Raw genomic sequence first — 12,810 nt, 5'->3', positions numbered from 1 at the left:
CGGCGCCCCCCGTCCGCGTCAGCCTCGCGCCGCCTTGCGGGCGTTGCGCGCGGCCAGCCGCTCGTCGAACTTGCGGGCCTGGTCGTCCAGCCCGCCGAGGAACAGCCCCAGTTCCTCCTGGGCCCGCAGCCCCTCCGGGCCCAGGCCGCCGATCTCCAGCACCTTCAGGTACCGCAGCACCGGCTGGATGACGTCGTCGTGGTGGATGCGCAGGTTGTAGACGCCGCCGATCGCCATCCGGGCCGCGGCGCGCTCGAAGCCGGGCATCCCGTGGCCGGGCATCCGGAAGCCCACCACGACGTCCCGTACGGCGCTCATCGTCTGATCGGGCGCCAGCTCGAACGCCGCGGAGAGCAGGTTCCGGTAGAAGACCATGTGCAGGTTCTCGTCCGTGGCGATGCGGGCCAGCATCCGGTCACAGACCGGGTCGCCGGAGTGGCGGCCCGTGTTCCGGTGCGATATGCGCGTCGCCAGCTCCTGGAACGCCACGTACGCCACCGAGTGCAGCATGCTGTGCGCGTTGTCCGACTCGAAGCCCGCCGACATGTGCGCCATACGGAAACGTTCCAGCTCCACCGGGTCCACCGCCCGGCTGGCGAGCAGGTAGTCCCGCATCACGATGCCGTGCCGGCCCTCCTCCGCCGTCCAGCGGTGCACCCAGGTCCCCCACGCGCCGTCGCGCCCGAAGAGGGTGGCGATCTCGTGGTGGTAACTGGGCAGGTTGTCCTCGGTGAGCAGGTTGACGACGAGCGCGATCCGGCCGATGTCGGTGACCTTGGACTGCTCGGGCGCCCAGGGCTCGCCGCCCATCACCCCGTCGAAGTTCCGCCCGTCGCTCCAGGGGACGTACTCGTGCGGCATCCAGTCCTTGGCGACCTTCAGGTGCCGGTTGATCTCCTTCTCCACGACCTCTTCGAGGGCGTAGAGCAGTCGGGTGTCGCTCCAGGCGGCCTGGCCGCGCTCTCCGTCGTGGCGGGCGGGGGCGATGGTCACGCGTACTCCTGAGACGAGAGGGACGAGGGCTACGGGGAAGAGAGCTACTTACGCTTACGGAACCGTAGGTTACGACATCGTAGGTTAGCTCGCGTTAAAGCGTCCTCCGTCGGGAATCCGCAGGCATCTGGGCACACTTGCGCGGGTGGAGTGGTGATGGGGAGATGGTGGGGAGGGCGTGGAGTGCGTCAGTGGGCCGTTGGGGCCGGTCCGGGAAAGCAAAAGGCGCCTACTGGTTCGTGCGAACCAGTAGGCGCCTTGAGTACCGATCGCCGACAGGGCCGGACGGCCCTCGGCCCTATGGCATGGTCAACGGCCTGACGGCAGTAGTCGCGAACAGCCCGGTGACGGGTATGGGTCACCGGCGCGGCGCGGCAGCACCGAGCGGGTTGGAGGCAGAGTCCCCCGGTGGTCCTGAATGGCTCCGGATGGCTCCGGGGCGCTCCGAAAAAGGCAGCGGAAAGCCGCGGATCGGAACTCGCAGGGAAGCCGGGTCCCGGACGTCGAGGACCAGACCGAGGAAGCGGGCGGGCGGACGCCGACCTTGATCGGGCAACCGGAAAGGCGCCGCCCGGCAAGGCACGGGTCCGGCGAGCCGGAGGTCGGGTGCGGGTCTCAGCCCTTGGTCTTGCGCGACTTGTCGCCGATCATGACCAGGCCGGCGATGACCAGGAACAGGACGATGGGCGCGGCCACGTAGAGGCCGAGCGTCTCGCCGACGCTCAGGCCCGGACCCGGGTCGTCACCGTCGTCGCGGGTGAGCGCGAACGCGGAGGACGACATCAGCAGCAGCAACGCGGTGCCGGCGGTGATCGTTCCGGCGCGCAGGGCGTTCTTGTTGACCTTATTGCTCACGGCCTCAACGTATCGGACGCACGTACGGACCGCGCGCCCGGGGTGGCCTAACGGCTGCCCGGACGGCCCGGCCACGCCCGGCCCTTGGGCTCCGGCCGCACGGACGCCCGTTTTATCCCCGAATTCCTCCCGGATGGGGCCCGGGCGCCCGCGTCGGCTCGTTCGTCACCGCCGCGTCGGCTCGTTCGTCAGCCCGACCCCGGCTCGTTCGTCAGCGCCTGCGCCGGTTCGTCTGCCGGTGCCTGCCCTCGCTCGTCCGCCGGGGCTCGACCGCACTCCCGCGCCGACGTACGCGCCCGCGCCCGGCCTCCCCTCGGCGCGGGCGCACGCCCCAGCGCCCGCGCCCGCGCTCACTCCTCCGTCAGCGCCCGCATCAGGCGGCGCAGGCGGGGTGAGGCGGCGATGTCCTCCAGGGTGAGCGGCCGGCCGTCCGGGTCGCTGATGGGGAGCCGCCAGTTCGGGTACTCGTCCGACGTGCCGGGGAGGTTCTGCGGGCGGCGGTCCCCCACCGCGTCCGGCAGCCAGATTCCGATCATGCGCGCCGGGGTGCGCAGCAGGTAGCGGTGCAGCGCGGCGACCGCCGCCTCCTCGTCCGGCCCGCCGAGGAACGCGTCCGCCTCTTCGCCGAGAGCGGCGCGGAACGCGTCCGATCCTCCGTACCGGCCGAACAAGGCGTCCACCTCCTCGGGGGTGGCCCGAGGCCCCGCGTCCGCCTCTCCGGGCGCGGACCCCGGCCCCTCGACCAGCCTGCTTTTCTCCTCCGGCCCCGGCCCCTCGGTCAGCCGCTTCTCCTCCTCCGACCACGGCCCCTCGGTCAGCGGCATGTCCTCGAAGCCGTCGTCGGGAACGCGGGGAAGGTTCCCGAATGCCTCGGTGAGGCCGTCGGGCTCCCCACGCGGTCCCGGCCCCGACCCCGGCCCCCGGAGTTCGTCCGGCGGCTCCCTCAGCGCGTCCGGGTCCGCCGCCTCCTCCTCCGGTCCTTCCGGGTCGCGCCCGAACGTGTCGACGTCCTCAGGGAAGACGTCCGTCTCCCCTGAGGGCGTAACCGGCCGCCCCCAGGACGCACCCGGCAGGTCCTCGATCCCCGCCGTCCGCCCCGGGAGGAGGCCCAGGGCGCGGAGCCACACCAGCCAGCCGCCCACCTCCGCGCGCTCGGCCGCGCGTTCCTCCTGGAGGGGGCCGTCCAGGAGGCCCAGGCGGTGGCGCAGGGCCGTGTGGTCGCCGGTCAGGCGAGCGGCCGTGGTGGGCAGGTCGTGGGTGGTGAGGGTGGCCAGGCAGTCGCGGCGCCAGGTCTCGGGTGGCAGCGGCGGGTGCTCCGGCCGGTCGTAATCGCGTTCGAACCACAGGACGGAGGTGCCCAGCACCCCGCGGGCGGCGAGCGCGTCCCGCACGCCCGGCTCGACCGTGCCCAGGTCCTCGCCGATCACGGTCGTGCCGGTCCGGTGCGCCTCCAGGGCCAGGACGGAGAGCATCGCCTCGGCGTCGTACCGGACGTACGTGCCCTCGGTCGGCGGCCGGCCCTCGGGCACCCACCACAGGCGGAACAGGCCCATCACGTGGTCGATGCGCAGCGCTCCCGTGTGGCGCAGCAGGCCGCGCAGCAGATCCCGGTAGGGGGCATAGCCGGCGTCGGCGAGCGCGTCGGGCCGCCAGGGGGGCAGGCCCCAGTCCTGGCCGCGGGAGTTGAACGCGTCCGGGGGCGCGCCGACGGACATGCCGGCGGCGTACGCGTCCTGCCGGGCCCAGGTGTCGGAGCCGGTCGGGTGCACGCCGACGGCCAGGTCGTGGACCAGCCCGATGCCCATGCCTGCGTCCCGCGCGGCCCGCTGGGCGGCGGCGAGTTGCTGATCGGTGAGCCAGGCGAGGCGGCGGTGGAAGTCCACGCGGCGGTGGAGTGCGCCCCGCTCGCGCGCGGTGTGCGCCGAGCGCGGGTCGCGCAACCCGGCGGGCCAGGCGCGCCAGTCCGGGCCGTACACCTCGGCGAGCGCGCACCAGGTGGCGTGGTCCTCCAGCGAACGGCCCTCTTCCGCGAGGAAGTCCTCGTAGGCGGCGCGGCGGCCGGGACTCAGCGGGACCTCGTACAGCAGTTCCAGGGCTTCCTTCTTCAGCGCCCACACCGCGTCGCGGTCGATCCGGCCGTCCGGGCGCAGGGCCGCCTCGCGCAGCCGACCGCCTCGGGCGAGCAGTTCCTGCGCCCGGGCGCGAGCGGGACCCGCCAACCGGGTGAATTCGGGAATGTCCTCGATCCGCAGATGGACGGGGTCGGGGAAGCGCCGTGAGGACGGGCGGTACGGGGAAGGGTCGGTGGGGGCGCCGGGGACCGCCGCGTGCAGCGGGTTGATCTGGAGGAAGCCGCTGCCGAGGGTGCGCCCCGACCAGGCGGCCAGGTCGGCGAGGTCGCCGAGGTCGCCCATGCCCCAGGAGCGGGCGGAGAGGAGGGAGTAGAGCTGCACCATGAAGCCGTGGGTGCGTTCGGGGGGCGCGGGCATCCGGTCGGGGGCGACGACGAGGTGCGCGCGGGCGGTGCGGCCGTCCGGTGCGCGGGCGTGGAGGGCGTGCACGCCGAGCGGGGGCCGGTAGCGGTCGCCGGGGGCTTCGTCCTCTTCGTCCCCTTCGGGCGCGCGGCCCGTCCCGGCCTTCGCGCCGGATGCGTACGGAGCCGAGGCCGAGGTTCCGTACGAAGCCGCGGACGAGGGAGGTTTGCGCGGCGGCCCGTGCGGAGTCGAGGACGGCGGCCCGTCCCAGGACCCCGGCGGCAGCTCGTACGTCCGCCCCTCCCCCGTCTCCACCCGAAGCTCGGTGCCCTCGGGCAGGCCGGAGAGGTCGGACGCCGGGGAGAACGGGGTCACCCGGGCCGGATCGGGAGGCCGGGCCAAGTCCGGGGGCCGGGAGCGGCCGGGCGGGCGGCCGGGGCGCCACACGACGGTGGGCGGCAGCAGTGAGCGGCTCGCTTCCCGCGTGTACGCCTCCAGGGCGGCGCGGACGGCGCGCGGGGTGGAGGCGTCGACGCCGAGCGCGGCCAGCACGGCGACGACGGTCTCGTCGCCGACGTGGACGGTGCGTCCCGGCGACGGCTCGTAGGAGGTGGCCACGCCGTGCAGCCGGGCGAGCCGGACGCGGTCGGGGAGTTCCTCCGCGCGGCCCATCAGGTGTCCTCCGGTCCTCGCGGGCGGCGGCCCATCAGACGTCCGCGGGCTCCGCGCCGAGGCCGGCCGCGGTGGGTTCGCTGGTCAGCGGGAGTTCGGCGGCGATCGGGGACTCGCTGGTGAGCGGTGCGGCGAGGGGTGGCTCGCTGGTCAGCGGTGGCTCGGAGAAGCCGGCCGAGCCGGAGCCGGTCAGCGGGACGTCCGGGTCGGAGAGCCCGGCGAAGAGGGGCGGCTCCACCGGCTCGGACACCGGCCCGGCCACCGGCCCGGCCACCGGTCCGGACACCGGCTCGGCCTCCGGGGGATCGGGGGTCAGTGCGTCGAGGAGGAGTTGAGCGGACGCGGCCACGAGGGCCTCCCGTTCGTCGGCAGTGGGACACGGCTGCCCTACCCACTGGGGCTCGGCACAGACCCTTCCATTGAAGCAACGTGGTCCAGGTCACACCGGCATCCGCGCGGGCGATTCCACGGCCGCGACCGCCTGCGCACAGAGAGAACACGGGCATATACGGCAGGCAACCGGCATTTTTCCTTCGCCCCTCACCCCAACCGCACCGATCATCACACCGGGCAAAGCAGGCACTTCGGTTACCGTCGTTGACACCCTCACCGCTCGAATGGTGGGCTCACAGCCGAAGGCTTTTCCGGTAGGGAATCGCAGGGGCCGCAACGACGACCGGACGGTACTCCGGACGGCGCCCGGCCCCGGTGCTCCGGCAGCGCCCGGCGCGCGCCCCAGGGAGGCACGGCGAACACCCGGCGGCAACCCCGGCGGGCGCACGACGGGCCCCTGACGGGGGTTCCGAAGCGGCACCGCCGAACGCGGCGGAGTCCGGCGGCCACCCCCACGGCGACCGCGTCGACCGCCGTCCACGAGCACCGTCCACCCGGCTCGCGCCCGTACGCCACGATCGGTACGGGCGCCACGGCGGGCGACCACCTCACTGGAGAGCGGCCGACGGAACACGGCCGGGCGGCGGACGACCGCGGCCCGGCGGCCCACCGATGAGCCCATCGGTGGGCACGGTGACGACGGGGACAGGAGAGACCGTGCGAGTCCGTGGCGTTCGGGGCGGCGGGCGATTCGGCCGGCCCTACAGGAGCGGCGCGAGCGGGGCCCGGGTGGCGGGTGCCACCGCGCTGGCCGCCGCCGTCATCGGCGGGCTGCTCGGGGCGCCCGGCGCGCAGGCGGCGCCCGCGGTGCCCGCCGAGCCCGCGGTCGGCGCCCCCGACCAGGCGGCCGAAGCCGACCGGACGCCCGCCGTCTGGCCGCGCCCCCAGTCGCTGCGGGCGCTGGGCACCCCCGTCGCCCTGGGGACCGACGTCACACTCGTGGCCGGCGCGGACGCCGATCCGTACGCCCTGGACGCGCTCCGCGCGCTGCTGCGCTCCGCCGGCGTGCGCACCGTCCACGAGCCCCGGCCCGGCGCGCCGCTGCCCGCCGCCGGCCCGGTGCTGCTGGCCGGCGGGGAGCGGGCCGAGGACGCCCTGCGGGCGCTGCGCGCGCCCGCGCGCGGCGACCTGCCCTCCGGCGGGTACCGGCTCGCCGTGGGACACGTGGCCGGGCGGGGCACCGTCGCGCTGGAGGGCGTCGGCCCGGACGGCCTCTTCCACGCCGCGCAGACGCTGCGCCAGCTCGTCCACAAGAACGGCCTCACCCAAAAGGACAACCCCGCCCAGAAGAACAACCCCGCCCAAAAGGACGGCGGCGGCGCGCGGCTGGCGTCGGTGGTGGTGCGGGACTGGCCGGGGACGGCGGTGCGCGGCACGGCCGAGGGGTTCTTCGGCGAGCCGTGGACCCATGCGCAGCGCCTGGAACAGCTCGACTTCATGGGCCGGACGAAGCAGAACCGCTACCTCTACGCGCCCGGCGACGACCCGTACCGGCAGTCCCAGTGGCGCGACCCCTACCCGGCGGCGCAGCGGGCCGCGTTCCGCGAGCTGGCCGAGCGCGCCCGCGCCAACCACGTCACGCTGGCCTGGGCGGTCTCCCCCGGCCAGGCGATGTGCCTGTCCTCCCAGGACGACGTCCGGGCGCTGACCCGCAAGGTGGACGCCATGTGGGCGCTGGGCGTGCGGGCCTTCCAGCTCCAGTTCCAGGACGTCAGCTACAGCGAGTGGCGCTGCGACGGGGACGAGGACGCCTTCGGCTCCGGCCCGAAGGCCGCCGCGACCGCACAGGCGAAGGTCGCCGACGCGCTCGCCCGCCATCTGGCGCGCCGGCACCCGGACGCCCCGCCGCTGACGCTGATGCCGACCGAGTACTACCAGGACGGCGCGACGGCCTACCGGAAGGCGCTGAACGAGGCGCTGTCGGACCGGGTGGAGGTGGCGTGGACGGGCGTCGGCGTCGTCCCGCGCACGATCACCGGCGGGGAACTGGCCACGGCCCGCGAGGCCTTCGGCCACCCGGTGGTCACGATGGACAACTATCCGGTCAACGACTACGCGCAGGACCGTATCTTCCTCGGCCCCTACACCGGCCGCGAGCCCGCCGTCGCCACCGGCTCGGCCGGGCTGCTCAGCAACGCCATGGCCCAGCCCACCGCCTCCCGCATCCCGCTGTTCACCGCCGCCGACTACGCCTGGAACCCGCGCGGCTACCGCCCGCAGGAGTCCTGGGAGGCCGCCATCGACGACCTGTCGGGCGGGGACAAGCGGGCGCGCGCCGCGGTGCACGCGCTGGCCGGCAACGACGCGTCCTCCGTATTGGACGACGACGAGTCCGCCTACCTGCGTCCCCTCATCGACGCGTTCTGGGCGTCCCGCGCCGCCGCCACCAACAGCGGCGCCCCCGGGCGGGACACCGCGTTCGCGGACGCCGGGCGCGAGCTGCGCGCCGCCTTCCGCACCATGAGCGGCACCCCCGACCACCTCTCCGCCCCGCTCGCCGCCGAAGTGGGGCCCTGGGCGCAGCAGCTCGCCCGGTACGGCGAGGCCGGCGAGAACGCCGTGGACATGCTGCTCGCCCAGGCGCGCGGCGACGGCGCGGCGGCGTGGGCCGCCCAGCGCACCGTCCAGAAGCTGCGCGCGGAGATCGGCCGCAGTTCGGCGACCGTCGGCAAGGGCGTCCTGGCGCCCTTCCTGGAGCGCGCGATGACCGAGTCGGACGCGTGGACGGGTGCCCGCGCCGCCGCCCCGCTGCCCAAGGCGGCCCCCAGGAAGGACGACCGGGCCGCGCAGGACAACCGCCCCAAGAGCGCAGAGGCCGCGCCCAAGGAGAAGGACCGGCCCACCGCGCTGACCGTGCCGTTCAACCGCGTCCGGCCGCTCACCGCGGTCACCGCCCTGACCGACCCCACCCCCTCGGCGGCCGGCGTCTCCCTGGAGGCGCGTGTCCCGGGCGAGGGGTGGCGGCGGCTGGCCGGGCTGTCCGACACCGGCTGGACCCAGGCCCAGGCGCGCGGCCTGCGCGCCGACGCCATCCGGCTGAGCTGGCCCAAGGACGCCAAGGCGCCCACGGTGCACGCCCTGACGCCGTGGTTCGAGGACGTGCCGCCGGCCGGTCTGGAGCTCTCCCGCACGGAGACGGACGCCGAGATCGGCGGCACCACGACCGTGGACGCCCGGATCTTCTCCCGCCGCCCCGGCGACGTCGAGGGCGAGCTGACGGTCAAGGCGCCGCCCGGCCTCACCGTCCGCGCCCCGCGCCACCTGACCGTCCCGCGCGGCAGCACCGCCACCGCCCGCATCGAGGTGACCGTCCCGGCGGGCACCCCGTCCGGCACGTACGAGATCCCCGTCTCCTACGGCGACCAGCGGCAGACCCTGACGGTGCGGACCTACCCGCGCGCCGGCGGCCCCGACCTCGCCCGCGGCGCGGCGGCCACCTCCTCCGGCGACGAGTCCCCCGACTTCCCGGCCGGGGCCGCCACCGACGGCGACCCGGCCACCCGCTGGTCCTCCCCCGCCGAGGACGGCGCCTGGCTCCAGTTCGCCCTGCCCGCGCCCGCCCGTCTGGGCCGCCTGGTCCTGCACTGGGAGAAGGCGCACGCCGCCGCCTACCGCGTGCAGGTCTCCTCCGACGGCCGGGAGTGGCGGACGGCGGCGACGGTGCGGGACAGCGAGGGGGGCCGGGAATCGGTCCGGATGGACGCGCCCGACGTCCGTTTCGTCCGCATCCAGGGCGACGAGCGGGCCACCCGCTTCGGATACTCCCTCTGGTCCGTGGAGGCCTACGCGGTCGCCCAATGAACGGCGCCGCCGCCCCCGCCCCACGGAAAACCCAAAACCCGAAGAACTCCGGCACCCGGGAAATCAAAAGCCCCCTCCCATTTCTCCCGGCCCCGGCCCACGCAAGGAAATATAAAGAGTCTTGCTCAATACCGAAGGATGAACTTCTCGCCACCGGACACCTCGCTATGATGCAACCGCCGCCGATGCGGCAACTCTCCTCATGTGGGGTGACGAGGGATGAGCGAACGTTACGAGGTGATACTCGGCTTCGCGGCGCGGCAGGTCCTGTACGGCCTGCCTTCCCAAGCCGACCGAGAAGGGCTGGCGGACGCCCTGGAGGAGGAGCTGGACGACGGCCCGAACCGCGACGCGGAATTGACGATCGACAGATACAACGGCTATGTCGCGACGCCGCTCAGTTTTGAGGGGTATACGGCCGTGCACCGGCCGCTGACTCAAGCCGAATGCAAACGGTACGCGGATCAGGCGGAGCGGGAGATCGCCGAGAAGGTCTTCCTCGTCGTGGATATCCTCAAAGCGGATTCGGGATTCCGTAATCGGAGCATCTGATACGTGCGGTGCCGCCCGCGTTCGGCATTTACTTCGAAGGCGGCCGTCCGTATTCGGCGGCTCACCGAAGGCCGACCGCGTTCGGCGGCTCATTGAAGGCCCCCGGGTTCGGCGGCTCGCCGAACGCCGCCCGCATACGGCGCCTCGCCCAAGGCCGCCCGGGTTCGGCGCCTCGCCGAAGACCGTCAGCGTTCGGCGGCTCACCGCACGCCACCCGCGTTCGGCGCCCTCCCTGCGGGGCCTCACCGAAGGCCGAAGCAGCCCCAACGAAGAGGCCACCCCCGAGAAGATCCCGGAAGAGATCTCACCGAGGCGGAGGAACCGCCAACCGGCGCCGCCCCCGCCCCGGTCGTTCCTGGAGTGAGCGGCCACCGCCGGCCGGCGGCCCCGCCTAGCGCTGCCCGCTCTCCTGCCCGCTCCCGCTCTCCTGCCCGCTCCCGCTCCCCTGCTCGCGCTCCTTCTCGGCGAGCCCGGTCAGCAGCTCCTCCAGTGACGCGAAGGGCAACTGGGCCTCGATCTCCTTCTCGCCGAGATCGATGTTGAACAGCACCCGCGACATGTTCTCCTCGACCAGGAACTCCACCAGGTGACGCGTGATGGGCACGATGATCCCGATGACCACGCGGTCGTTCGTCAGGACCAGAGAGCGGCCCGCCCGCCCGGCTTCCTCGATCAGGTGCGCGGACACGTCCCCGATCCGCACGGTCCGCACGGGCCGCCCCGGCTCACCGCCGGTCGGCGCCGCGCCCGGATCCTCGTCGGCCGCCTCGTCCGACCACCGGACGGCCGTCCGTCCGGCGCCCCCCGACGCCCCGCCGGCGGCCCTCACGAAGCGGTCCGTGTAACGGGCCAGGGCCTCCGCCGGGATGCCCAGGGCCATTCTCGCCTCATTCTCATCGCCGCCCTCGCACGCGCCCACCCGGGGCAGGAGCCCGGTTTCCGGTGCGCGTTCTCCCGCTTCGGACTGATCCACTATCTTGCGCAGCGGAACGAACGGCCCGTCACCCGCCAGCTCGGCTTCCCCCTGCTCGATACTTTGTTGCAGGCGGGACCAGTTCAGTTCAATCAGGTGTGTTATCCAAGAAGTCGACATGGGAACAACAACCGCTATAAGAAGGCGATTGCTCCGGATGCCGACGATCTCCCCCCGTTGGAACCACCTTTCCAGCAGGGAGCCCCGTAACTCCCTTATCGCCACCATTCTCATGATGAGCCCCGTCCTCCCCGTTTTCTCATTCATGATTGCTCGTTGCGGTGAGATCCTTGTTCACGCGGTGATCTTCATCCGGTACTGTTCATGCAGTGCTGTTCATGCAGTGCTGTTCGCACATTGCCGTTTCACACAGTGCCGTTCACGCATCGATCTTCGCGCGGTGATCCCCGCCGATCGGACCCGGCGGGTGCATCCGACTAGTATGACGCGCCCCGTCGACGCGTGGTTACGCTCGCCGACACTCCGCCGATGATTCCCGGTACGCACAGACCAGTAAACGGTTCCGAGCAAATCTCCGCTTTTGTTTTCGTGAGACCGCGTGAATTGATCGGAATCCGCGATACGCGTGCGCAATGGCGCACCTCACGGCCGCATGGCGAACGCCGCGGAATCTTCCCCCACCGGCCCCCGGGATTCCCCACCGGTCCCGCATTCCCCGCCCGCGCCCCGGCGCCCGCGCCTCCCGCCGGCTCCGCTCACCCCGCTCTCCCCCACACCCACGGCGCGAGCTCCACCCTCACCTCGTCCGGCGCCACGTCCGGGCTCTCCCGCCCGGCGAGCGCCCGCGCGTGCAGATCCGCGCAGTGCCGCAGCCGCCACTCCGCCTCGGCGCCGGAACCGCAGCAGCACCGGACGGTCGCCTCCACGTACTCCCACTTGGGTACCTGCCGCCCGCCCGCGAACGCCCGCGAGATGTCCCGCCGCTTCCGGTACTCCAGGCCCATGAACCGGGCGACATCGGCGTAGGTGATGTCGTGTGCCTTGCGGAGCGCGCCGATGTACAGCACCAGGTACATCACGGGCTCAGGTCCGGGCTTCGTTCGTCCTAACGGGCGGCCCGCGAGCGGTCGTTTCATGCGGCTGTTTATAGGCGGCCCCGCTCCGTACCCCTCCGTCACGGAACGACATTCGCCCATTCGAGTGATCCCCGCCGGACGCCGTGGCCGCCCATATTGGGCGCCCCCTTACTGGTCCGCGAGACGCCCGCCCACCAAGGGGCGGCGCTCGCCGACGGCCAGGAGAACCCGATGCCCTTCCCCGTCCCCCATCACGGAGACGCCGCCACCGCCCGTACGCGCCCCGGTCCGGCCGCGCCCGGCCTCCGCGGCGCCCGCACGCTTCTGGGCGCCCTCGCCGCGCTCCTGCTGGTCCCCCTGCCGACCGCGAACGCGGCCCAGCCCGCGGCGTCCCCCAAGGGCGCCACCTCCTCCCCCCTCGTCCCCGCCGTCCGCTCCTACCCGCCGAACTGGCTGATGGGCACCCACCTGACGCGCGGCTGCGCGGTCTACGAGAACTTCCCCATGAAGGGCGTGCGGCACCGGGCCTGGCACCTCGACCGCGGGGCCCGCGTCGGGGTCCGCTACAACGTCGGCGACCGCTGGGCCCTCGTCCAGGACCGCGACCGCGCGTCCCAGCGCCCGAAGGTCAACCCGCACTACGGGTTCGTCAACCGCTCCTGCCTGGCCAAGCAGCTCCCGCTGCCCTCGCTGCAAGGGGTCGGCAACGACGGCTCGGTGCGGCGGGTCGACTTCAACCCGGTCGGTGACGGCCGCAAGGCGGCCCACCTCCGCGTCAGCGGCCACGCGACCCTGAGGGACGCCGTCCACGCGTTCGTCATCGGGAACCTGCGGCCCGGCGACCGCTTCGTCATCGGCACCCGCACCTGCGTCGTCCACGGCCCTCACGCGTACGTGCACGGCTACGCCCCGGCCGCCCGCCGGTGGGGCTACGTCGAGGCCACCCACCTCCCCGACTGCCACCGGAACCACTGAACCCAGCCCGACGACACAACGCGTACGGGGCCCCGGCCCGGGCCCCCACACAGCGGCGCGCGTGCGGACCCGACCGGTCCGCACG

The 12,810-nt window shown here is 73.5% G+C and carries 9 protein-coding genes; 3 read left to right on the top strand and 6 right to left on the bottom strand.

The annotated features are described in order from the left end of the window. Window positions 1-18 precede the first annotated feature (18 nt). The 4 genes from ABZX96_RS11830 to ABZX96_RS11815 form a co-directional block, all read right to left on the bottom strand. Window positions 19-993 (bottom strand): acyl-ACP desaturase, encoded by a 975-nt coding sequence (locus ABZX96_RS11830; protein WP_355541864.1) that lies wholly within the window; start codon window positions 991-993, stop codon window positions 19-21. A 615-nt stretch (window positions 994-1,608) separates the two neighbouring features. Next, on the bottom strand, window positions 1,609-1,848 hold the full coding sequence (locus ABZX96_RS11825; RefSeq protein WP_355541862.1) for a hypothetical protein: 240 nt from the start codon (window positions 1,846-1,848) through the stop codon (window positions 1,609-1,611). Window positions 1,849-2,198: 350 nt separating this feature from the next. Continuing rightward, complete coding sequence (gene malQ / locus ABZX96_RS11820; RefSeq protein ID WP_355541860.1) at window positions 2,199-4,994, bottom strand: 4-alpha-glucanotransferase; 2,796 nt, start codon at window positions 4,992-4,994, stop codon at window positions 2,199-2,201. Between the two features lie 34 nt (window positions 4,995-5,028). Then, entirely contained in the window at window positions 5,029-5,343 is a 315-nt protein-coding gene (locus ABZX96_RS11815; protein ID WP_355541857.1) for a hypothetical protein, read from the bottom strand. Window positions 5,344-6,116: 773 nt separating this feature from the next. Here ABZX96_RS11815 and ABZX96_RS11810 point away from each other — a divergent pair. Together ABZX96_RS11810 and ABZX96_RS11805 are read left to right on the top strand one after the other, a co-directional pair. Continuing rightward, complete coding sequence (locus ABZX96_RS11810; RefSeq protein WP_355541854.1) at window positions 6,117-9,188, top strand: beta-N-acetylglucosaminidase domain-containing protein; 3,072 nt, start codon at window positions 6,117-6,119, stop codon at window positions 9,186-9,188. Window positions 9,189-9,407: 219 nt separating this feature from the next. After that, window positions 9,408-9,740, top strand: a complete 333-nt coding sequence (locus ABZX96_RS11805) for a hypothetical protein (protein ID WP_355541851.1) — start codon at window positions 9,408-9,410, stop codon at window positions 9,738-9,740. A 391-nt stretch (window positions 9,741-10,131) separates the two neighbouring features. Here the strand turns inward: ABZX96_RS11805 and ABZX96_RS11800 are convergent, their stop codons facing one another. After that, window positions 10,132-10,620: a hypothetical protein gene (locus tag ABZX96_RS11800; RefSeq protein ID WP_355541848.1), complete on the bottom strand. Its 489-nt coding sequence runs from the start codon at window positions 10,618-10,620 to the stop codon at window positions 10,132-10,134. A gap of 809 nt (window positions 10,621-11,429) precedes the next feature. Continuing rightward, window positions 11,430-11,810, bottom strand: a complete 381-nt coding sequence (locus tag ABZX96_RS11795) for a hypothetical protein (RefSeq protein WP_355541845.1) — start codon at window positions 11,808-11,810, stop codon at window positions 11,430-11,432. Between the two features lie 96 nt (window positions 11,811-11,906). Here ABZX96_RS11795 and ABZX96_RS11790 point away from each other — a divergent pair, with 96 nt between their 5' ends. Further along, complete coding sequence (locus ABZX96_RS11790) at window positions 11,907-12,725, top strand: hypothetical protein (protein ID WP_355541842.1); 819 nt, start codon at window positions 11,907-11,909, stop codon at window positions 12,723-12,725. Window positions 12,726-12,810: the final 85 nt, after the last annotated feature.

The sequence above is a fragment of the Streptomyces sp. NPDC003077 genome (genome assembly GCF_040611095.1).
In the GTDB taxonomy this organism is placed as follows: domain Bacteria; phylum Actinomycetota; class Actinomycetes; order Streptomycetales; family Streptomycetaceae; genus Streptomyces.
This window is presented reverse-complemented; position numbering and strand designations above follow the sequence as displayed.

What these genes read in the sequence shown, in the direction of transcription:
- ABZX96_RS11805 (WP_355541851.1), top strand. Translation starts at nt 9,408, where the DNA reads ATGAGCGAACGTTACGAGGTGATACTCGGCTTCGCGGCGCGGCAGGTC.
- ABZX96_RS11800 (WP_355541848.1), bottom strand. Translation starts at nt 10,620, where the DNA reads ATGGCCCTGGGCATCCCGGCGGAGGCCCTGGCCCGTTACACGGACCGC.
- malQ (WP_355541860.1), bottom strand. Translation starts at nt 4,994, where the DNA reads ATGGGCCGCGCGGAGGAACTCCCCGACCGCGTCCGGCTCGCCCGGCTG.
- ABZX96_RS11795 (WP_355541845.1), bottom strand. Translation starts at nt 11,810, where the DNA reads ATGAAACGACCGCTCGCGGGCCGCCCGTTAGGACGAACGAAGCCCGGA.